This is a genomic window from Actinomycetota bacterium, from assembly GCA_040754375.1.
Lineage (GTDB): Bacteria > Actinomycetota > Acidimicrobiia > Acidimicrobiales > AC-14 > JBFMCT01.
On sequence record JBFMCT010000001.1, the window covers coordinates 92093 to 112672 of the forward strand.

The 20580-nt window shown below is 74.0% G+C and carries 23 protein-coding genes and 1 pseudogene; 11 read left to right on the plus strand and 13 right to left on the minus strand.

Annotation, left to right across the window (positions count from 1 at the left end; genetic code table 11):
• Window positions 1-42 precede the first annotated feature (42 nt).
• From AB1673_00410 to AB1673_00420, 3 genes are all read left to right on the plus strand, one after another.
• Window positions 43-762 carry a cytochrome c biogenesis protein CcdA gene (locus tag AB1673_00410; GenBank protein MEW6152438.1) on the plus strand — a complete coding sequence of 240 codons (720 nt, stop codon included), beginning with the start codon at window positions 43-45 and terminating at the stop codon, window positions 760-762.
• Window positions 759-1352: a TlpA disulfide reductase family protein gene (locus AB1673_00415; GenBank protein ID MEW6152439.1), complete on the plus strand. Its 594-nt coding sequence runs from the start codon at window positions 759-761 to the stop codon at window positions 1350-1352. Before AB1673_00410 ends, AB1673_00415 begins: the two co-directional genes overlap by 4 nt.
• A 127-nt stretch (window positions 1353-1479) precedes the next feature.
• On the plus strand, window positions 1480-2370 hold the full coding sequence (locus tag AB1673_00420; GenBank protein MEW6152440.1) for a DUF1385 domain-containing protein: 891 nt from the start codon (window positions 1480-1482) through the stop codon (window positions 2368-2370).
• Here AB1673_00420 and AB1673_00425 read toward each other — a convergent pair.
• The 11 genes from AB1673_00425 to cobO all read right to left on the minus strand — a co-directional run bounded on the left by AB1673_00425 (window position 2360) and on the right by cobO (window position 10697).
• Window positions 2360-3106, minus strand: coding sequence for an AAA family ATPase (locus AB1673_00425; GenBank protein MEW6152441.1), 747 nt, complete (start codon window positions 3104-3106; stop codon window positions 2360-2362). The genes AB1673_00420 and AB1673_00425 overlap by 11 nt on opposite strands.
• Entirely contained in the window at window positions 3103-4182 is a 1080-nt protein-coding gene (locus AB1673_00430; GenBank protein ID MEW6152442.1) for an AAA family ATPase, read from the minus strand. The genes AB1673_00425 and AB1673_00430 overlap by 4 nt, the downstream gene beginning before the upstream one ends.
• A gap of 167 nt (window positions 4183-4349) precedes the next feature.
• Window positions 4350-4769, minus strand: a complete 420-nt coding sequence (locus AB1673_00435; GenBank protein MEW6152443.1) for a pyridoxamine 5'-phosphate oxidase family protein — start codon at window positions 4767-4769, stop codon at window positions 4350-4352.
• A complete protein-coding gene (locus tag AB1673_00440) occupies window positions 4766-5017 on the minus strand; it encodes a hypothetical protein (protein ID MEW6152444.1) in 252 nt (83 codons plus the stop codon). Before AB1673_00440 ends, AB1673_00435 begins: the two co-directional genes overlap by 4 nt.
• Window positions 5018-5107: 90 nt before the next feature.
• Window positions 5108-5446 carry a hypothetical protein gene (locus AB1673_00445; GenBank protein MEW6152445.1) on the minus strand — a complete coding sequence of 113 codons (339 nt, stop codon included), beginning with the start codon at window positions 5444-5446 and terminating at the stop codon, window positions 5108-5110.
• Between the two features lie 60 nt (window positions 5447-5506).
• The gene (locus AB1673_00450; GenBank protein MEW6152446.1) at window positions 5507-5923 is read right to left on the minus strand and encodes a VOC family protein; all 417 of its coding nucleotides are present in this window, start codon (window positions 5921-5923) and stop codon (window positions 5507-5509) included.
• 112 nt (window positions 5924-6035) lie between these two features.
• On the minus strand, window positions 6036-7643 hold the full coding sequence (locus tag AB1673_00455) for a sialidase family protein (protein MEW6152447.1): 1608 nt from the start codon (window positions 7641-7643) through the stop codon (window positions 6036-6038).
• A gap of 5 nt (window positions 7644-7648) precedes the next feature.
• On the minus strand, window positions 7649-8284 hold the full coding sequence (locus AB1673_00460) for a response regulator transcription factor (protein ID MEW6152448.1): 636 nt from the start codon (window positions 8282-8284) through the stop codon (window positions 7649-7651).
• Window positions 8281-9096: an ATP-binding protein gene (locus AB1673_00465; GenBank protein ID MEW6152449.1), complete on the minus strand. Its 816-nt coding sequence runs from the start codon at window positions 9094-9096 to the stop codon at window positions 8281-8283. Before AB1673_00465 ends, AB1673_00460 begins: the two co-directional genes overlap by 4 nt.
• A 308-nt stretch (window positions 9097-9404) precedes the next feature.
• On the minus strand, window positions 9405-10031 hold the full coding sequence (locus AB1673_00470; GenBank protein MEW6152450.1) for an FKBP-type peptidyl-prolyl cis-trans isomerase: 627 nt from the start codon (window positions 10029-10031) through the stop codon (window positions 9405-9407).
• A gap of 63 nt (window positions 10032-10094) precedes the next feature.
• On the minus strand, window positions 10095-10697 hold the full coding sequence (cobO, locus tag AB1673_00475) for a cob(I)yrinic acid a,c-diamide adenosyltransferase (GenBank protein ID MEW6152451.1): 603 nt from the start codon (window positions 10695-10697) through the stop codon (window positions 10095-10097).
• Between the two features lie 101 nt (window positions 10698-10798).
• Between cobO and AB1673_00480 the strand changes: the two genes are divergently transcribed.
• The 3 genes and pseudogenes from AB1673_00480 to cbiB all read left to right on the plus strand — a co-directional run bounded on the left by AB1673_00480 (window position 10799) and on the right by cbiB (window position 13474).
• The gene (locus AB1673_00480; protein MEW6152452.1) at window positions 10799-11296 is read left to right on the plus strand and encodes a bifunctional adenosylcobinamide kinase/adenosylcobinamide-phosphate guanylyltransferase; all 498 of its coding nucleotides are present in this window, start codon (window positions 10799-10801) and stop codon (window positions 11294-11296) included.
• Window position 11297: 1 nt separating this feature from the next.
• Window positions 11298-11999: an adenosylcobinamide-GDP ribazoletransferase gene (locus AB1673_00485; protein ID MEW6152453.1), complete on the plus strand. Its 702-nt coding sequence runs from the start codon at window positions 11298-11300 to the stop codon at window positions 11997-11999.
• Window positions 12000-12760: 761 nt separating this feature from the next.
• Window positions 12761-13474, plus strand: a pseudogene (gene cbiB, locus AB1673_00490) (adenosylcobinamide-phosphate synthase CbiB).
• Here the strand turns inward: cbiB and AB1673_00495 are convergent.
• Both AB1673_00495 and AB1673_00500 read right to left on the minus strand, forming a co-directional pair.
• Window positions 13437-14405 (minus strand): M23 family metallopeptidase, encoded by a 969-nt coding sequence (locus tag AB1673_00495; GenBank protein ID MEW6152454.1) that lies wholly within the window; start codon window positions 14403-14405, stop codon window positions 13437-13439. The pseudogene cbiB and the gene AB1673_00495 sit on opposite strands and share 38 nt — an antisense overlap.
• Window positions 14406-14512: 107 nt before the next feature.
• Window positions 14513-15670 (minus strand): GGDEF domain-containing protein, encoded by a 1158-nt coding sequence (locus AB1673_00500; protein ID MEW6152455.1) that lies wholly within the window; start codon window positions 15668-15670, stop codon window positions 14513-14515.
• Between the two features lie 86 nt (window positions 15671-15756).
• On the opposite strand from AB1673_00500, the gene npdG reads away from it, so the two are divergent.
• The 5 genes from npdG to AB1673_00525 are packed head-to-tail and all read left to right on the plus strand — an operon-like array spanning window position 15757 to window position 20577.
• The gene (gene npdG, locus AB1673_00505; GenBank protein ID MEW6152456.1) at window positions 15757-16413 is read left to right on the plus strand and encodes an NADPH-dependent F420 reductase; all 657 of its coding nucleotides are present in this window, start codon (window positions 15757-15759) and stop codon (window positions 16411-16413) included.
• A 16-nt stretch (window positions 16414-16429) separates the two neighbouring features.
• Complete coding sequence (gene cysS, locus AB1673_00510) at window positions 16430-17560, plus strand: cysteine--tRNA ligase (protein MEW6152457.1); 1131 nt, start codon at window positions 16430-16432, stop codon at window positions 17558-17560.
• 25 nt (window positions 17561-17585) lie between these two features.
• Entirely contained in the window at window positions 17586-18095 is a 510-nt protein-coding gene (locus tag AB1673_00515; GenBank protein MEW6152458.1) for a choice-of-anchor D domain-containing protein, read from the plus strand.
• Window positions 18096-18145: 50 nt separating this feature from the next.
• Entirely contained in the window at window positions 18146-20083 is a 1938-nt protein-coding gene (thrS, locus tag AB1673_00520; GenBank protein ID MEW6152459.1) for a threonine--tRNA ligase, read from the plus strand.
• On the plus strand, window positions 20080-20577 hold the full coding sequence (locus tag AB1673_00525) for an HIT domain-containing protein (GenBank protein MEW6152460.1): 498 nt from the start codon (window positions 20080-20082) through the stop codon (window positions 20575-20577). The genes thrS and AB1673_00525 overlap by 4 nt, the downstream gene beginning before the upstream one ends.
• Window positions 20578-20580 lie beyond the last annotated feature (3 nt).

Consider the following 20580-nt stretch of genomic DNA (forward strand, 5'->3'; position numbering starts at 1 on the left):
GGCGGGGACGGCCGGGTGAAGGGCGGCGGTACGATCGGGTCGATGAGGGGCCTGCTGTTCCCGTTCGTGGCGGTGGTGGCAGGCGCCATCTCGTTCAGCTCGCCGTGCGTGCTGCCCCTTGTCCCCGGTTACCTCTCCTACGTGGCCGCCCTGCCCGTGGGCGAACTGGGGGAGCGCCAGGCCCGCAGGCTGACGCTGAAGGCCACCCTGCTGTTCGTGGGCGGCTTCACGACCGTGTTCACCCTCCTGGGGGTGAGCGCCGGGGTGGCCGGCAGCCTCCTGCTGCGCAACCGGGACTCGATGATCCAGGTCTTCGGGGTGGTCATCATCGTGCTCGGGCTGGTCACCGCGGGCGTGCTGAGGGTGCCCGTCCTCCAACGGGAGCGGCGCATCGACATGGCCCGGGTGCCCCGGGGCCCGGCGTGGGCCTTCCCCATGGGCATGGCCTTCGCGGCCGGTTGGGTGCCTTGCATCGGGCCGGTGCTGGCCACCATCCTGGCTACGGCCAGCGCCAGCGGCACGGCCGCCTGGGGAGCTGTGCTGCTCGTGCTCTACTCGATCGGCCTGGGCATCCCCTTCGTGCTGATCGGGCTGGGCTACAACCGGGCCCAGCGCTCGGTCGACTGGTTGAAGCGCCACGGGCGCACCGTCGAGGTGGTCGGGGGCTCCATGTTGGTGCTGGTCGGCGTCCTGTTCGTCACCGGCCGCTGGGACCCCCTGTTCCGCCCCCTCCAGCGCTGGTTCACCAACTGGCCGATATGAGCGACGCCAACGGCCCCACCGCCCCAACCCGCCCCGGCCGCCGCCTGCGCGCCCGGTGGGTGGCGGCCGCCGCCGGTGTCCCGGTGGCGGTGCTGCTCGTGGTCCTGGCCCTGAGCGAGCCCGCCGGGGTGAGGGCCGCCAACTCGCCCCTGCTGGGCAAGCCCGCCCCCGCCCTGGCCGGCGAGACGATCGACGGTGACGCCGTCAGCTTGGCCGACTACCGGGGCCGCTGGGTAGTGGTCAACTTCTTCGCCACCTGGTGCGTCCCGTGCGTGCGCGAACACGACCACCTCATCGCCTTCGACGAGCGCCACCGCCGGCTGGGCGACGGGGCCGTCGTGGGTGTGGTCTACGACGACAGCGCCGAGGCCGTCCGCCGCTTCCGCGACCGCGAGGGTGGGCAGTGGCCCATGCTCGTCGACCCCCAGGGCCGTTTGGCGCTCGAGTTCGGCGTGGCCGGGGTGCCCGAGTCCTACCTGGTGAGCCCCGACGGCACGGTGGCCGCCAAGCTGATAGGGGGTGTCACCGCCGCCGGTCTGGAGGACATCCTGGCCAAGGTGTCCGCCGGCACCGCCCCCTCTCCCCGGTAGGCCCTCGGGCCCGCCAGGTCGAGGCCGGCGGGATGGGGAGCGCCGGAGCGGCCCATGGGCGCCCGGCCCGCCCTTCGTCCCGCTCGCCGGCTCAAGGAGCGCACGGCGCGAGCCGATCATGGGGGCCATGGGAGCTCCAACGACGCGTCTGGGCGGGCAGGCGGTCATCGAAGGGGTCATGGTGCGCTACGGGCCCCGCTGGGCGGTGGCCGCCCGCCGGCCCGACGGCCGGGTAGCCACCCATGAAGGTGTGGTCCCGGCCTGGGCCGCGGCCCTGCGCCGGGTGCCGGTGGCCCGGGGCACGGTGGCCCTGGCGTCCACGGTGGGCCTCGGCCTGAAGGCCCTGTCGTGGTCCCGCTCGGTGGCCGACGGCGGCCAGCCGGCCTCGAAGGGCTCGGTGGTGGCCGCTGCCAGCCTGAGCGTGGCCGTGTTCGTTACGATCTTCGCCCTGGCCCCGGCGGCCGTGGCCCGGGCGGTGGCCGGCCACGGCGGGGTGCTGTTCGCCACCGTCGAGGCCGTGGTGCGCCTGGGCTTGTTCGTGGGTTACGTGGCCGCCATCGGGCGCCTGCCGGGCATCCGGCGGACATTCGAGTACCACGGGGCCGAGCACCAGGCCATCGCCGCCGCCGAGGCGGGCGACGAGCTGACTCCCGAACGGGTCAGTCGCTACAGCCCCCGCCACGCCCGCTGCGGGACCGACTTCCTGGTGCTGGTGGCGGTGGTAGCCGTGTTCGCCTTCGCCCTGGTCTCGCCCGCCTCGTGGTGGCTGCTGGCCGCCAGCCGGGTGCTGCTGCTGCCGGTGGTGGCGGGCGTGGCCTACGAGGTCCTGCGGGTGTCCGACCGGCCGGGGGTGAGCCGCTGGCTGCGGCCCGTCATGGTGCCGGCCATGGCCGTGCAGCGGCTTACGACCCGCGCGCCCTCGCCCGACCAGGTCGAGGTGGCCATCGTGGCCGTCCAGGCGGCTCTGGCCGGGGCCGTGCCCGGCGCCGGTCAGACCTCGACGCCGCCTACTGCTTGACGATCAGGTCGGCCAGCTCGCTGACGGCGACCATGGCCGGTGAGCCGGGGTCGGCGTCCATGGGGGCGACGCCCAACTGGTCGGCGTGCTCGACGGCCGGGTCCTCGGGAACCGTGAACATCTCGTCGGTGCCCAGGGCGGCGGCCACCCGGGCGGCGTCCTCGGCCGTGAGCGAACGGTTGGCCACCCCGATGATGCGGGTGACGCCCAGCTCCTGGGCCACGACCACGGCTCGGCGGGCGATCTCGACCGACTTCTCGCTGCCCTCGCTCACGGCCAGCACGACGTCGTTGGCCCCGGGCTTGGCCCAGATGAGGTCGTTGAGGCCGGCCTCGAGGTCGGCCACCACCACCCGGTCGGTGTCGGCCAGCTCGCCGAAGAACTGCCGGGTGGTGTTGTGCGACCCGCAGCACAGACAGGCATCGGACGGTCGCTCGATCTTGCCGGTGGCCACCAGCCGGATGCCGTCGGGGGCGTCCACCCCGTAGTGGTCGAGCAGGTCCTCGGCCAGGGGCTTGGGGTCGTTGTGGGTGTGCCCGGCGTCGAGCAGGGCGTTGAGGATCGGCTTCATGTGCTCGACCGTCTCACGGTCGACCCCCAACGAGATGCCGAGGTTGGGGTTGGGGTCGGCGTCGACGGCCACCACCGTGTGGCCCCGGCGGGCCAGGCTGCGGGCCAGGGCGCCCGAGATCATGCTCTTGCCCGACCCTCCTTTGCCACAGATCGCGATCCTCATGCGTGAACCTCCTGGGATGTGTTCCGGCGGTGGGTGAGCTGGTTTCGGGTGAACTGGGCGACCAGCGATTCGATGGCCGCGATGGTGGGTGAACCGGGGCAGGCGTCGAGCGGTGACAGGCCCTGGCGCTCGGCCTCGGCCACCTCGGGGTCGAAGGGGACCCGGATGTGGGGGGCCAGGCCCGGGTGGTCGGGCTCGTCGCGGAAGCGGTTGGCGACCACGGTGGTCGTGCGGCCCTCGCCCACCATAGGCAGCAGGCGCCGGGCCGTCATGGCCGACCGCCAGGCCGGGCCGGTCACCACGATCACGTCGTCGGAGAAGGCGTGGTAGCGCTCGAAGGGCGTGGTGGGGCCGGCCTCCAGGTCGCCGATCACGTCCCAGGCCGGCTCCCCGAAGCCCAGCAAGGTCTGGACGAGGGCCACCACCGTCTTCTTGGCCGAGCTCTTGTCGGTCTCGCCGATCTTGCCCAGGCCCGTGACCGCCACCCCGTCGGGGCCGGCCACCGTGTACTTCTCGACCACCTCCCGGGGCAGCAGGCCCGACCGCAGCTGCCAGCCGTAGGCCGCGCCCGGGTTGCGCTCGAGCACCTCGTCGGGCAGGGCCACGTCCTGGCCGTTGAGGCCGATGCTGTAGGCCAGGCCGGGGTTTACGTCCATGTCGGCGGCCAGCACCCGCCGGCCCTGGCGGGCCAGCAGGCGGGCCATCGTCGAGGAGATCACGGTCTTGCCCGAGCCCCCCTTGCCGATGATGGCGATCCGCAGCCCCAGCCGGCTGCGGGCGTCGGCCAGCTCGTCGGCCTCAACCCCCTGGAGGCGGGCCCGGGCCTCCTCGGCGTGGTCGCGCAGGCGGGTCTCGTGGGCTTCCAGCATGTCGTTGATCCCGGTGAACCCCCGGCTGCGCTGCCAGGTCGCCAGGTGGCGCAACAACGAACCGGCCTGGCGCTCGACGGCCAGCCACCCCAGGGTGTCGTCGGCCCGCCCCACCAGGTCGTCCATGACCGCCGTCTGCCGGCCCAGGTTGTCGGCCGCCCACGCCTCCCGCCTGACCCGCCGCGCGTCACGCTCGGCGTCGTCCATCTCCCACCTTCTTGTTCGTCGGCCGGCCGCCCTCGGCCAGTCTAACGACCCCGCCGCCCCTCGGCCCGGCCGCGTACGAAGAAGATGACCTTCCACGGTGGCCAGCGGTCGCGGCGACGCTGGGGAGGCGGCGAGCAGTGCCGCTCCTTCCTCACCCCTGAGGTGCCTTAGCCAGGCCCCACCCGGCGGCCGGAGACGCGGCTCGGGACCAGCCGCATCCAGTGGGAGCGGTCACCGGGCGCCCACGGCGTCACTTTGAGCTCGCGGACCCGGGAGACCAGCGTGCCCTCGTCGTAGCCGGTGACCTCTTCGAGCCGTCCGGTGACCAGCACGCTCCAGCCGGAGTTGGTGTCGAGGTCCCAGGAGTCCAGCTGGAAGCAGGCGGGGGAGCCCGCGCCCATGCGCAGCTTGAGGCCGGGCCCCGTCCGGAAGACCGGAGCCTCGCCGTCGAGGGCGTAGTTGACCGTCAGGATCACCGGCTGACCGTGATCGACGATGCCGATCCGCCCAAGCCGCCCCGCGGCCAGCAGCCGCAGGCACTCGTCATAGTCGAGCATCTCCAGCCCACCCTGGTCGACGAGCCTCACGGTCGCCCCTTTGACGACGACGCCGTGCGGTGGCGTGGGGCCGTGCACTGGTCCCGGGACGGGCAGCCCGGACAGGTGAGCGGGTTCATCTGGCTGACCCAGTCGCGCTCGCCGTGCCAGCAGCACCCACAGTTGGGGCACAGGAAGTTGGTCTGCTCGCCCACCGGGACCGGCTGGAGCGTGCCGTTGCGGCACTCGGGGCACGGCCCGACGAGACCGGCCAGCCAGCGCAGGGCCACGGCATCCACGGTCCGATCATCCTGGGTTCGGGGCTGTAGGCCCAGGGCCGATGGTCCCGATGTCCGGGCGCCGAAGGTCTCGTTCCCTCCGTGGAGGAACTAGGCCGGCGGTGCGGGGCGACCGGCCCGTTCGGTGAGCAGGGGCATCAACTGCTGGCGCCACGTCTCGATGTCGACCGTACCGGCGGACAGGCCTCCGTCGTCGAGGTCCGGGCGGTGGACCTGGGGCGGCAAGGCGGGGTCGTCGAGGCGGGCACCCACGACCTGCTCGAACGCGCTGTGGAGCATGGCGGCCGCGTCCGCGGGGTCGTCGGGGACCGCGACCTCGGCCAGGAGCGCCCGCATGGCTCGCCAGACGGCGGGGTCGCCCCGCAGCCCCCATTGGGCCGGCTCGGGCACGAACAGGTCGGCCAGGGGGCGCCCAGCCGGCTGGGTCACGGGCCCGGCTGGCGATGGTGGCCCGCACGCGCCGGCCGGCCGCGGCGGTCAGAGGATGGGTCAGCCATCGGTGGCGGGGCCGTCGACGCCGACCATCCAGGGGGTGCCGAAGCGGTCGACGCACATGCCGAAGGCGGGTGACCAGAAGGTCTCGCCCAAGGGCATGGTCACCGAGCCCCCGTCGGCCAGGGCGTCGAACACCCGGCGGGCCTCGCCGGGGCTGGTCGCGCTGTAGCTGACGGCCATCCCGCGAACCCCGTCGAAGCCACCGGTGGGGTCGTCGGAGGCCATGAGCAGGTGGCCCTCGAAGGTGAGGGCACCGTGCATGACCAAGTCGGCCTGCTCGGGCGGCGGGGGCTGGTCGCCCGGCATGTCCGCCATGCTCATCACCGACAGCTCACCGCCGAAGATCTCCTGGTAGCGCCCAAGCGCCTCCCGGCAGTTCCCCCCGAACATCAGGTAAGGATGAAAGGCCATCTGCTTCCTCCTCTGCGCTCCACGGCGACCGCTCGCCCGCCGTTCTACCGCGCCGTCGACGGCTCGTCGAGACCGCTGAACCTCCACGGCCTGACAGGGGAGTGGCGGGCGCTCAGCCGACCTGGGCGGGTTGGCTGGCGCCGGCCCGCCGGCGGGCTGGCCCGGGGCCGGCCGGGGGGCGGCGGACGACGAACAGGGCGGCCCACATGGCCAGGCCGGCACCGACCAGGCCGCCCACCAGACCGGCCTGCAGGCCCGTGACCCGGGGGGCGTCGACCGTCTCGAACGTGACCCGGGCGGTGGCCATGTCCTGGCTGTGGCTGAGGGTGGTGCCGTGGCGGGTGTCCGACCAGGCCACCAGGGCGGCCGAGGGCGTGGACACGATGGCCGGCGGGGCGAGCACGTCGTAGTTGTTGGCCCACGTACCGATGGTCCGGTCGATGAGCTCGTCGTTGACCCGCACGTTGGGCGACCAGGTGCGGCCCCCGTCGCGCGAGCTGGTCAGATAGACGCTGGCCACCTTGCCCCGGTTGCTGAACAGCCCCAGCACGTTGCCCGGCCCGACCGACGGCGCCGGGAAGGGGTCGTCGCGCCAGTCGTACCAGGCCACGTCGACGCGGCCACCCGGGCTCAGCGAGATCTGGGGGTAGTGCTGGCCCACCCGGGTGCCGGGCGGGTCGTCGTTGAGCTGGTGGGGCTGGCTCCACGTGACCCCGTCGGGGGAGCTGGAGAACCACACGTCGAGCTCCTCTTTGCGGTTGTCGTGCCACACCACGTAGAAGCGCTTGCGCCGGTGGTCGTAGGCGGGCACGGGGTCGCTGGCGTCGCGGGCGGCCGCGATCTCCGAGCGGGCCCAGGTGCGGCCGCCGTCGGTCGACGCGGCCACGTAGAGGCGGGCCAGGGGGGGAGTGGGGGAGGGGGCGGACGAACCCTGCCCTAGCGGAGGAGCGGCCTGGCGGTAGAAGGCGTAGACCGTCCCCCCGACCACGATCGGCCGGGGCCCGTCGGTCCCGAGGTCGGCGTCCACCAGCATGGCCGGGCGGCTGAACGTGGCCCCCCCGTTGGTGGACACCGCGAACCAGGGCCGGCTGGGCTCGGGGCGGGCACCGGGCTCGACGGCGGGGGAGGCCCGCCGCCACATGACCCATACGGTGCGCGGGTCGTCGGGGTCGACGGCCACGTGGGCCTGGAAGTTGAGCCGGACGTCCTCGATGGTGGCGGCCGCCGGGCCGATGTCGACAGTCACCGCGTCCCACGTGCGCCCGCTGTCGTGGGACCGGCCGAGCAGGACGCTGCGCGACCCCCCGGCGTCGGGGTCGTTGCCCCCGAAGGCGTAGTACAAGGTGCCGTCGGCCCCCTGGGCAATGTCGGTGCGCACGCCCTGGGGCAGTACCGACCCCATGGCGCAGTTCTCGCTGAACGGGTCGAACTGGGGAGCGTTCTCGGGCCGCCAGGAGCGACCGCCGTCGATCGACACGTAGAGGCGGCACTGGCCCGAAGTGAGCTCGACGGCCGACAGCCAGGCCAGGTCGGGGTTGCGCCTGTCGACCACCAGGTCGGGGGCTTCCAGGCTGCGGACCAACGGCTGGTCGCCTCCTTCGTTGACGATCACGGCCCGGCTCACCGTGGCCGGGCCCCGGGTCGAGGTCGGGGCCCACACCGCGGCCAGCAGCAGGAGCACGGCGGCTGCCCCCAGCCCGATGCGCAACCACCTCCACACCGGGCTCAGACCAGCCGGCGGTCGCTGGCCCAGCGAGTGAGCTGGTGACGGCTCGAGAGCTGGAGCTTGCGCAGCACCGCCGAGGCGTGGGTCTCGACCGTCTTGACCGAGATCGAGAGCTGGCGGGCGATCTCTTTGTAGGAGTAACCCCGGGCCAGGTGGCGTAACACCTCCCGTTCCCGGGTCGTGAGCTGGTCGAGCTCGGGGTCGGACGGGCCCCCGAGCTCGCCTGCGAAGGCGTCGAGCACGAAGCCGGCCAGCCGGGGGGAGAACACGGCGTCACCCCCGGCCACCCGTTCCACGGCGTCGACCAGTTCGGGCCCCGAGATGGTCTTGGTCACGTAACCCCGGGCACCAGCTCGGATCACGTTGATCACGTCCTCGGCCGCGTCGGACACGCTCAGGGCCAAGAAGCGCACCCCCGGGCTGGCCCGGCTGACGGCCTCGATCACGGCCTGGCCCCCCCCGCCCGGCAGGTGCACGTCGAGCAGCACGACGTCGGGCTGGGCCTGGCGGATGCCGGCCACGGCCGTGTCGACATCGGACGCCTCGCCCACCACCTCGACGGCGTCGCCCAGTTCGGCCCTCACCCCGGTCAGGACCAGGCGGTGGTCGTCGACGAGGAACACCCGGGGCTTCACCGTGGCATCACGAGCTCCACCTCGGTCCCCTCCCCGGGCTGGCTGCGGACCGCCGCCTTGCCACCGTAGCGGTCCATGCGCCCCAATATGGACTCGGCGATGCCGCGGCGGTCACCGGGCACAGCCGCGGGGTCGAAGCCGCACCCGCGGTCCCGCACGAACACGGTGGCCTGGTGGGGCTCGACTTCCAGGTAAGTGGACACCACGGCCGCCCCCGAATGGCGGGCGGCGTTGGACAGCGCCTCCCGGCTGGACTGGACCAGGGCCGTGAAACGCTCGTCGAGCGGGCAGTCGCCCACCAGGACGGTCTCAACGTTCACCCCGTGCCGGTCCTCCACCTCGTCGCTCACCCGCTGGAGGGCGGCGGCCAGGCTCTCGCCCTCGTCGACCGGCGAGGGATGGCCGTAGAGCCAGGTCCTCAGCTCCCGCTCCTGGTGGCGGGCCAGGGTGGCCACGGTGCGTGGCTCGCCGCAGTTGCGCTGGATCAGGGCCAGGGTCTGCAGCACCGAGTCGTGGATGTGGGCTGCCATCTCGTCGCGCTCTTGGATGCGGATGCGCTCTCGCCGCTCCGAGGCCAGGTCGTGGCTCAGCCTCCACCACCAGGGCCCGGCCACCAGGGCCAAGCCGGCGCACACGGCGGCCGCGGCTACCAGCGCCCGCCGGGGCCCGACCCCGTCCTCGGCCGTCAGGTAGAGGCCGGCGCCGGCCGCCACCAGCAGGGCACCGACCACGACCTGGGCCAGGCCCAGGGCCACCCCAGCCAGGATGCGGGTGTCGGTGGCCTGCGAGAGCGGTGGACGGGGAGGTGCCACGGCCCCCGATGATCCCATGGCCGGCCGCCTCTGTCTCCGGCCCCGGGCAGCGAAACCGGGGTTGTCAGGGTCGCGTCAGGGTCAGGACCGGGGGGATCCCCGATTGCCGACGGCCCCGGGGAGGAGGACTATGTACCTGTTCGTGGGCGGGGCGCGAAGCCCCGGGAACAGCCCCCGGCGCTCTCTCTGGCTTGGCCGCCTTCAGGGAGAGGGTCGAGGGCCGGACCGGGGGTGGTCGATGCCTCGTCCCGTATCAGCTCGTGGGCCCTTCACCGGGCCCACGAGCCATTTTCAGGCCCGTCGAGGCGCTAGGTGGCCGACACCACGTCCACGACGAACCACAGGGCTTCGTCGGGCGCGATGTTGGGGGGCGACCCGGCGGGCCCGTAGGCCAGGTCGGAGGGGATGCCCAGCAGGCGCTGGCCGCCCACCTTCATGCCCGGGAGGCCTATCTGCCAGCCGGGGATGACCCCGCTGAGGGGGAAGGTGGCCGCCTGGCCCCGGGCGTAGGACGAGTCGAAGATGCGCCCGGTCGAGCACGACACCCCGATGTAGTTGACCGTGAGCGTGTTGGACGACTCGATCACGGCGCCGTCGCCCTCGCGCAGGTCGTCGATCACGAGTTGGGCGGGCGGCGGACCGACGATGACCGGCACCTCCGGGGCACCCGGGGGCAAGGGGTCGGCCAGCGGCACGCAGGGCTTGCCGGCGGCCGAGGCCCCGGCCGCGGTCGTCGTCGTGCCGCCGCTGGCCACGTCCTGGCCCTCGTCGTCGCCCGTGAGCGAGACGATCAGTACCGTGACCGCGATGGTGGCGGCCACGATGCCCAGGAACGTGAGCTGGCGGCGCCGCTGGCGGCGGCGGCGGGCGGCGGCCTCGGCGGCCAGCTTGGCCTGGCGGTAGGACTTCTGGCGGGCACGCTTGTCGGAAGGCAAGGCCCGAAAGCTAGCAACCGCGGCCCGCCGACCACCATCGCCGGGCCGGCGGTCGTCCCGGTGTCAGTACTCGATGCCCTTCTTGGCGCCGATCCCCTGGTCGAAGGCGTGCTTGACCTTGCGCATCTCGGTCACGGTGTCGGCCACCTCGACGACCTCGGCCGGGGCGTCGCGGCCGGTGACCACCACGTTGGTGTGAGGGGCCCGCCCCGCCAGAGCGGCGGCCACCTCGGCGGCGGGGACCCAGCCGTACTTCACCGCGTAGGTGAGCTCGTCGAGGATCAGCAGGTCGTAGTCGCCCGACGCCAGCTTCTGGCGGGCCACGTCCCAGGCGTGGCGGCCCTTGGCGGCCGTCTCGTCCAGGTCGGTCGACTCCCAGGTGAACCCGTCGCCCAGGGTGTGCCACTCGATGCCGAGGTGGTCGGCCAGCTTGCGCTCGCCCGTCTTCCACTTGCCGCCCTTGACGAACTGCACGACCCCGACCCTCCACCCCCGGGCCCAGCCCCGGCCCATCACCCCGAAGGCGGCCGACGACTTGCCCTTGCCGTGGCCGGTGTTGACCAGGATGACCGAAGGCGCCCGGCGCCGCCCGGGGCCGCCACCCGTCTCGGCGGTGCTCTCCCGGCCCGTCTCGGCGGCTGCCGCCTCGTCGCCGGCTGGGGCCATGGCCCTGAGGGTACTCTCGCCCGGGTGACCGGGAGGTTGGCAGCCGAACCCTCCCTGAGCGGCCCGCTGCCGGGCGCCCGGCCGTCCCGGGCTCACCCCCGATGATCGCCCTGGTGCTCGGAGGGGCCCGTTCCGGCAAGTCGGCGGTGGCCGAAGCGATGTGCGACCGCTACCCGCGGGTCACCTACGTCGCTACCGCCTCGGTGGGGGACGACGCCGACCTGGCTGCCCGGGTGGCCGCCCACCGGGACCGGCGGCCCGCCCACTGGGTGACGGTCGAGGTCGGCGGCGGCGACCTGGCCGGGGCCCTTCAGGCCCTGGTGGCCACCGAGGCCGTGCTCGTCGACTCGCTGACCACCTGGCTGGCGGCCGCCCCCGGCTTCGAGATCGACGCCGACCGGCTGTGCGCCGCCCTGGCCGGTCGACCCGGTCCCACGGTCGTGGTGTCCGACGAGGTCGGCCTCGGGGTCCACCCGTCGTCGGAGGCCGGGCGGGTGTTCCGCGACCGGCTCGGCGAGCTCAACCGCCAGGTGGCGGCCGTGGCCGACGACGTCCTGCTGGTGGTGGCCGGGCGCGTGCTGCCCCTGGCCCGGCCCTGACGTGCGCCGGGCGCTGGCCTTCCTGACGTTCGCGGGCGGGCCGGCCGCGCCCACCCCCGGGGCGGTGGTGGGGGCGCTGGTGGGCGGGGCCGTGGGCTGTGTGTGGTGGGGGGCCGACCACTTGTGGGCCCCGGCCCTGGCCGCCGCCCTGACGGTGGTGGCCGACCTGGTCCTGACCGGGGGCCTGCACGCCGACGGGGTGGCCGACAGTGCCGACGGCCTGCTTGCCCCCATGGAACGCCAACGGCGCCTGGAGGTCATGGCCGACCCCCGCACGGGTGCCTTCGGGGCGTTGGCCCTGGCTGCCACCTTGCTCGTGCGGTGGGCCGCCTTCGCCTCTATCGAACCGTCGGTGTGGCTGGTAGCCGGCCTGTGGTGCCTGTCGCGAACGGTGATGGCCGTGGCCCTGCGGGCCCTGCCCTACGCCCGGGCCGGCGGGCTGGCCGAGCCCTTCCGGGCACAGGGCCGGGGCCCGGTGGTGGTGGGAGCCACCGGCGCCGTGCTGACGGCGGTCTTGCTGGCGGCCGCCGGCCCGGCCCTGGGCGCAGCCGCGCTGGCGGCCGCCCTGGTCGCCCTCGCGGCCGGGACCGCCGTCCTCTGGCTGGCCCACCGGCGCCTCGGCGGCTACACGGGCGACGTGCTGGGGGCCGCTGGGGTCATGGCCGAGACGGCCGGCCTGGTGGCCGCGGCCGCTCGCTGGTGAGCCGGCCCTTCGCCCGCTCCGGCGCAGCCGCCCTGGGCCTGGTGGCCGACAGGCTGCTGGGTGAGCCGCCCGCGAACCTCCACCCCTTGCGGGGCTTCGGCTGGCTCATGGCGGCTGCCGAACGAGCGTGGTGGGCCGACGACCGGCTGGCCGGCACCGTCCACGCGGCCGCCGGCTCGGCCCTGGGAGCGGCCGCCGGCTCGGCCCTGGCCGCCGTACCCCGCGGGCTCCAGTGGGCTGCCCGGCCCCGCGGCGCCCTGGCGACACCGGTCCTGCCCACGTCCGGCGCTCTGGCCCCCGCGCCCACGAGCCGGCCGCGGAGGTCCACGGCCGGGCTGCCGGGCGGCTGGCCGGGCGGCTGGCCGGGCGGCTGGCCGGCGGCTGCGCCCCCAGCCGGTGCCGCCCCTGGGTGGAGTGGGCTCCCCGAGCGATACCGGGCTGGCCCCCGGCCGGCGGCTGCGCCCCCAGCCGGTGCCGCCCCGGGGTGGAGTGGGCTGGGCCGGGGCGCGCCCCCAGCCGGTGCCGCCCCCGGGTGGAGTGGGCTCCCCGAGCGATACCGGGCTGGCCCCCGGCCGGCGGCTGCGCCCCCAGCCGGTGCCGCCCCCGGGTGGAGTGGGCTGGGCCGGGGCGCGCCCCCAGCCGGTGCCGCCCCTGGGTGGAGTGGGCTCCCCGAGGGATACCGGGCTGGCCCCCGGCCGGCGGCTGCGCCCCCAGCCGGTGCCGCCCCGGGGTGGAGTGGGCTGGGCCGGGGCGCGCCGGTGGCGGCGGCCACGTGGCTGGCGGTGGGTGGCCGGGCGCTGTGGGAGGCGGCCTCCGGGGTGGGGGCGGCCCTCGAGGCCGGGGACCTGGGAGCGGCCCGTGCCCTGCTGCCCGCCCTGGTGGGCCGGGACCCGAACGGGTTGGACGAGACCGAGCTGGCCCGGGCTGTCGTGGAGTCGGTGGCCGAGAACACCGTGGACGCCATCGTGGCCCCGGCTCTGTGGGCGGCCGCGGCCGGTGCCCCCGGGGTGCTGGCCTACCGGGCGGTGAACACCCTCGACGCCATGGTCGGCCACCGAGATGCCCGCTACGAGCGCTTCGGGTGGGCCAGCGCCCGGCTCGACGACGCCCTCAACTGGGCCCCGGCCCGGGCTACCGCCGCGCTCGTGGTGGTCGTGCGCCCCCGGGCGGCCGCAGCGGTGCTAGCTGCTGTCCGGTCCCAGGCCCCGGCCCACCCGTCTCCCAACTCGGGGGTGGCCGAGGCCGCCTTCGCGGCCGCCCTGGGTGTGCGCCTGGGGGGCGTCAACCGCTACGGCGACCGCACCGAGCAACGCCCGTCGCTGGGCACGGGGCGCCCGCCCGGCCCGCCCGACATCGGGCGGGCCGTCAGGTTGTCCTCCGACGTGGCCTGGGCCCTGACCGGTGCCCTCGGCGGTTGGTACGCCTTCGGGCCGGGGCTCAGCGGCAGGCGGCCACCAGCGAGGGGAACGGGTTGATGGTGGCCGCCCCGCCCCCGGGGTGGATCTCGAAGTGCAGGTGGGGCGAGGTCCCCTTGGCGTCCCCGCTGTCGCCGACGTAGCCGATCACCTCGCCGGCCACCACCCGGCCCACCGCGCCGTAGTCGTCGAGGTGGGCGAAGTAGTAGCGGTTCCCGTCGTTGCCGTAGAGCTGCACGGCCAGGCCCCCGAGCCGGTTGGGGTAGCGCTCGGCCAGGCCGCCCACGGGGGCCAGGATGGGAGCGCCCGTCTCGGCGAACAGGTCGACGCCCTTGTGGGCCGAACCGTCGTCGCGCACGTAGCCGTAGTCGTTGACGAAGGTCCCGCTGGGCACCGGGCACACCCAGGTGGCCGACGCCGTCAGCACCTGGCCGACCACGATGAAGTCGGGGTCGACGATCCCGTTGGCCTCGGCCAGGGCGGCCACCGAGACGCCGAGGCGGTAGGCGATGGCCGACAGGTCGTCGCCCGGCCTGACCGTGTAGGTGCCCGCCGGCCCGGCCCCGGCCCCGGCCAGCGCCCCCCCGGCGGTGACCGTCGAACCCACGCCCGGAACCGACAGGAGGCGCCCGGCCGGGACCCAGTCGGGGTCGACCAGGCCGTTGGCCTTGGCGATGTCGGCCGCCGGGACGCCCACCTTCTCGGCGATGGCCCACAAGGTGTCGCCCGGCACGACCAGGTACTCGGTGGCCGACCGCCCGTCCACGGGGACCACCAGCAGTTGGCCGGCCATGATGAAGTTGGGGTCGACGATCCCGTTGGCCGCGGCCAGTTGCTCCAGGGGTACCCCGAGCCTCACCGCCAGCTCCGAGAGGGTGTCGCCCTCTTCGACGAGGTACTGGTTGGCCGAGGCGAGCTGCATCTGCAGCACGGCCGCGGCGATCACCCCGGCTACCACCGGGCCTACGAACAGGAGCCTTCTGGCCTGCACGGTGCACGCCTCCTAGCGCCCCTTCGCACCCACGGCAACGTTAGCAACACAAGCCACACCTGTCACACGCGCCCCAGCGAGGCCCAGCCTGTGAGCGATCACGGCGTTCAGCCGGCCGACGAACCTTCCTCGGCCGGGCGGCGGCGGCGCAGGGCCGCCGACCGGTCCTGGCCGGTCCCGGAAGCTCGCCGGGTGGAGACGACGACCGTGTCCCGACCGGCCGCCTTGGCTGCCAGCAGGGCCTCGTCGGCCGCCTGGAACAGCGAGTCAGGGTCGTCGGCGTTGTCGGGGTAGGTCGCCACCCCCACGCTGATCGTGACCCGCATGCCCTCCCGGGGAAAGGCGTGGCGCACGGCGTGGCGGGCCCGTTCGGCCACCAGGTGGGCACCGTCGAGGTCGGTGTCGGGCAGCAGGATGGCGAACTCCTCGCCCCCGATGCGGGCCACGACGTCGACTCGACGCTCGGCCCGGGCCAGCTGGTCGGCCACCTTGCGCAGCACGGCGTCACCGGTGGGGTGGCCGTAGCGGTCGTTGATGCGCTTGAAGTGGTCGATGTCGGCCACGAGCAGGGCCAGGGGGCGCCCCGACCGGTCGGACCGCTCGATCTCGAGGGCGAACTGCTCCTCGTAGGCCCGCCGGTTGCGCAGGCCGGTGAGGGCATCGGTGCGGGCCGCGCCCGACAGGCGGGTCACCAGGGCGTCCACCCGGGCCCGCAGCAGGGCGACGAAAGTGCAGATCACGGCCACCGTGAGGACGGTCACGCCCCAGCGGACGTGTGGGAAGGCCGCCCCCCGGATGGCCAGGAGGGAGAACGCGTAGTTGGCGGCGATGAACACGACTTGGGGCGCGGCCCGGCGCCAGGGCAGGAAGTAGAACGAGTGCACCGACAGCCAGAGGTAGAAGAAGGCGATGGGCGTCTCGGGGTCGCGCAGGTTGAATATGACGCCGCCGACGATCACGTACATGGCGTAGGCGCACAGGTCGGGGGCCCAGCGGGGCAGCCGCCGCCGGCCCACGAACAGCATGCCGAGCACCGTGAAGGCGATCACGTCGACGCCCACGAGCACGTGGTGGGCGCGCGCCGGCGGGTTGCCGAACAGCAGGGCGGCCAGGAACACGGTGGCGCTCAGGCCCCAGATGGCCATGAGCGAGCCCAGCATGAGGCCCCAGTCGGCGCTCCGGCTGTCGTAGCCGCGGAACAGACGGTCAGGAGGGAGTTCCCCTGAACCGGGACCGCCGTCCCACCGGGGTGAGGCTATGCCCATATGTGGCCTATCGGCACGTGGGGGGCCGACCTCAAGGGCCGGGCCCGGGTTGGGCGCAACCGCCGGGTCCGTGCCAGTGTTGTCGCATGGACGTCGGCATCCTCGGGGGCACCGGCCCGGCAGGGCAGGCGATGGCGGCCCGCATGGCGTCGGTCGGGCTGTCGGTCGTCATCGGCTCACGCTCGGCCGAACGCGCGACGGTGGCCGGCGAGGAGGTCCGCAAGCGCTGGCCCGACCTCGACCTCGACCTCACGGGGGGGACCAACCCCGAGGCAGCCGCCGCCACCTTGGTCGTGGTGGCCACCCCATGGGACGCAGCCGCGGCCACGGCCGCCTCGGTGGCCGAGGCCCTGGCCGGCAAGGTCGTCGTCTCCATGGCCAATGGCCTGGTGCCCGAGGGCCGGGAGCTACGGCCTGTCGTGCCCCCCGAGGGATCGGTAGCCCAGGCCGTCCAGCGGGCCGTGCCCGAGGCGCTGGTCACCGCCGCCTTCCACCACCTCCCGGCCAAGGCGGTGGCCGACCTGTCCCGCCCTGTCCAGGGCGACGTGGTGATCTGCGGAGCATCCGACGAGGCCGTGGCCGCCACCGCCGACCTGGTCGAGCGCCTTCCCGACCTGCGGGCCGTGCACGCCGGCAGCCTGGCCCTGGCCGGCGCCGTGGAGGAGTTCACCGCCGTGCTGCTGGCCGTCAACCGCCGGCACAAGGCCCGCTCGACGGTGCGGTTCGTCGGCATCGGCGACTGAGGGAGGCCGGGGGCGCATGCGTGTCTACGACACGGCCGCCCGGGAGGTGGTCGAGCTCGAGCTGGGGCCGCTGGTGACCATGTACACGTGCGGGATCACCCCCTATGACGCAACCCACGTCGGCCACGCCGCCACCTACGTGCTCTACGACCTCGTGCAGCGCCGCCTGCGCGACGCCGGCCACCGCACCCAGTGCGTGCGCAACGTGACCGACGTGGACGACGACATCCTGCGGCGGGCCCGCGAGCTGGGCGTGAACTACCTCGACCTGGCGGCCGAGGAGGTGGCCCGGTTCAAGGCCGACATGGTCGCCCTCAACGTGTTGGAGGTCTTCAGCGAGCCGGCGGCCTCGTCGGCGATCCACGACATCCTGGGCTTCATCGGGATGGTGCTCGACCGGGGCCACGCCTACCGGTCGGGTGGGGCCGTGTACTTCAGCGTGTCGAGCTTCGAACGTTTCGGCCAGGTCAGCCACCTGGGGCGCGACGACATGCTGGCCCTGGCTGCCGAGCGGGGCGGCAACCCCGGCGACCCGGCCAAGCACGACCCGCTCGACTTCGTGCTGTGGCAGCCCTCGGCCCCCGACGAACCCGCATGGGAGTCGATGTGGGGCCCGGGCCGGCCGGGCTGGCACATCGAGTGCTCGGCCCTGGCCCTGCGGGAGCTGGGCACGACCGTCGACATCCACGGCGGGGGGAGCGACCTGATCTTCCCCCACCACGAGTGCGAGGCGGCCCAGTCCGAGGCAGCCACCGGGGAGCGGTTCGTGCGCTACTGGCTGCACGCCCCCATGGTCAACCTCGATGGCACCAAGATGTCCAAGTCGCTGGGCAACCTGGTGTTCGTGAGCGAACTGGTCAAAGAGCACGACCCCATGGCCGTGCGCCTGGCCCTGCTTCACCACCACTACCGGCGCCCCTGGGAGTGGACCGACGAGCTGCTGGCGGTGGCCGCCCGGCGCCTGGAGCTCTGGCGGGCGGCCGGGGAAGGCGACGGTGCGCTGGGCGAGGTGCGGGCCGCCCTCGACGAGGACGTCGACACCCCCCGTGCCCTGGCGGCCGTCGACGAGGCGGCGGCCACCGGCGTCGGCGTCAGCCGGGCAGCCGGGCTGCTGGGCGTTAGCCTGGCCCCGGAGGGCATCAGCTGAGGGCGGGCGTGGAAGAAACGATGCCATGAGTGAACGGAGCCGCTCCTTCTTCACTACGACCACGGGCCTGGTGACGGGCCTGGCCGCCCTGCTGACGGCGGTCGTGGGCTTTCTGACCGTCGGGACCCAGCTGGGCTGGCTGGGCGGCGGCGGCGACGGCCCGGCGACGACGACCACCGTGGCCGGCACGGGGGCGGGCGGCGTGGCGACCACGGCCGCGGGGCCGCCGACCTTCACCGTCGAGCCGTCCCGGGTGACCTTCGAGGCCCTGGGCCAGCGGGAGGTCCTCGTCACGGTACGCAACAACGGCACGTCGGCCATCACGTGGCGCCCGTTCACGATATCCGGCCCCGACGCGGCCGCCTTCTCGGTGACCGACGTGTCGTGCCTGCCCCAGGTGGCCGCCGGCCGGTCGTGCGAGGTGCGGGTGCGCTTCGCCCCGCCCCGTAGCGGCGACTACGCGGCCCGGCTGGTGGTGGAGCCCCAGGGCGGCACGGCCCGCGAGGTCGACGTCACCGGCCGCCACATCCTGTAGCCGGCGGTTATCTCGTCGGGGGAGCCACCGGGCGCCGTTATCGTGCGTCCATGTCCGAGACGATCGAAGTCCGCCTGCCCGACGGGTCCTCCCGCAGCCTGCCGGCGGGTGCGACGGCCGCCGACCTGGCGGCCGCCATCGGGCCCCGGCTGGCCAAGGCGGCGGTGGCGGCCACCGTCGACGGGGCGGCCTACGACGTCCACCGGCCCCTGCCCGACGGGGCCGAGGTGGCCATCGTCACGTCCAACACCGACGAGGGCCGGGAGGTGCTGCGCCACTCCACGGCCCACGTGATGGCCCAGGCCGTGTGCGACCTGTTCCCCGGGGCGCGCTACGCCATCGGGCCGCCCATCGACGACGGCTTCTACTACGACTTCGACCTGCCCGGGGGCGTGCACTTCTCCGACGACGACCTGGCCCGCATCGAGGCCCGGATGCGCGAGATCGTGGCCGAGGACCAGCCCTTCGTCCGCGAGGAGCTGTCGCGCCAGCAGGGCCTGGAGGTGTTCGCCGACCAGCCCTTCAAGGTCGAGATCATCGAGGGGGTCGACCCCGGGGAGGGGGCCGACGCGGCCGTGGTGTCGACCTACCGCAACAACTCGTGGGTCGACCTGTGCCGGGGCCCGCACGTGCCCTCGACGGCCCGCCTGGGGGCCTTCCGGCTCATGAAGGTGGCCGGGGCCTACTGGCGGGGCGACGAGCGCCGGCCCATGCTCCAGCGCATCTACGGCACGGCCTGGGAGTCCAACCAGGCCCTGGCCGACCACCTCCACCGGCTGGAGGAGGCGGAGAAGCGTGACCACCGCAAGCTGGGGGCCGAGCTCGACCTGTTCCACTTCCCGCCCGAGATCGGCAGCGGCCTGCCCGTCTTCCACCCCAAGGGCGGCCTGGTGCGCAAGCTCATGGAGGACTACTCCAAGGCCGAGCACGAGAAGGCGGGCTACGAGTTCGTGTGGACGCCCCACATCTCCAAGGACACCCTGTTCAAGACGTCGGGCCACCTCGAGTGGTACGCCGAGGGCATGTACCCGCCCATGGAGATGGACGGGGCCACCTACTACGCCAAGCCCATGAACTGCCCGATGCACATCGTGATCTACAAGTCGCGGGCCCGGTCCTACCGGGAGCTCCCGCTGCGGCTGTTCGAGCTGGGCACGGTCTACCGCTACGAGAAGTCGGGCGTGCTGCACGGCCTCACCCGGGTGCGGGGCTTCACCCAGGACGACAGCCACATCTTCGTCACGCGCGACCAGCTGGGCCCCGAGCTGGAGTCGCTCCTGGCCTTCGTCCTGCGCGTGCTGCGCACCTTCGGGCTGACCGAGTTCGACGCCGAGCTGGCCACCCGGCCCGAGAAGTTCGTGGGCGACCCCGCCGACTGGGACGAGGCCACCGAAGCCCTGCGCCAGGCCCTGGAGAAGGCCGGTATCCCCTACAAGGTGGCCGAGGGCGAGGGCGCCTTCTACGCGCCCAAGATCGACGTCCACATCCGCGACGCCATCGGCCGGCGCTGGCAGCTCTCCACCTTGCAGGTCGACTTCCAGATGCCCAACCGGTTCGACATGGAGTACACGGGGGCCGACAACAGCCGCCACCGGCCCTACATGGTCCACCGTGCCCTGTTCGGGTCCCTTGAGCGGTTCTTGGCCATCATCCTGGAGCACTACGCCGGGGCCCTGCCCACGTGGCTCTCGCCCGTCCAGGCCCGGGTGCTGCCCGTGTCCTCCGACCACGAGCGCTACGCCGCCTCGGTGGTGGCCGAGCTGCGGGGGGCGGGCCTGAGGGCCGACACCGACGTGGCCGACGACACCATCGGGGCCCGGATCCGCAAGGCCAAGCTGGAGAAGCTGCCTTACGTGCTGGTCGTGGGGGCCGACGACGCGGCCAGCGGGACCGTCGGGGTCAACGCCCGCGACGGGGCGGTGGTGCGAGGCGTGGCCGTGGCCGAGCTCGTCGCCCGGGTCAAGGCCGACGCCCAGCCCCAGGGGTGAGCGGCCTCGACCGCCTGTGGGCGGGCTGGCGCAGCGCCTACGTGGAGCGGGCGGCCGCCGGGGACGGGCCCGAGTGCGTGTTCTGCGCCATCTTGGCCCCCGGGGGCACCGGTGAGGGGCAGGTGGTCTGGCGGGACGAGACCTGCGCCGTGCTGGTCAACGCCTTCCCGTACACGGGCGGGCACGTGCTGGTCATGCCCGTGCGCCACGTGGCCGAGGTGGACGACCTGGGCGCCGAGGAGGGGGCGGCCGTGTGGGCCGCGGTGACCGACGCGGTGCGGGCCATCAAGGCCGCTTACCGGCCCGACGGCCTCAACATCGGGGCCAACCTGGGCCGGCCGGCGGGCGCCGGCATCCCCGGGCACTTCCACCTCCACGTCCTGCCCCGCTGGAACGGGGACACCAACTTCATGACCGCGGTGGCCGAGGTGCGGGTCATGCCCGAAGCCCTCTCGGAGACCTCGCGCAAGGTCCAGGCCGCGTGGCCCCGCTAACTT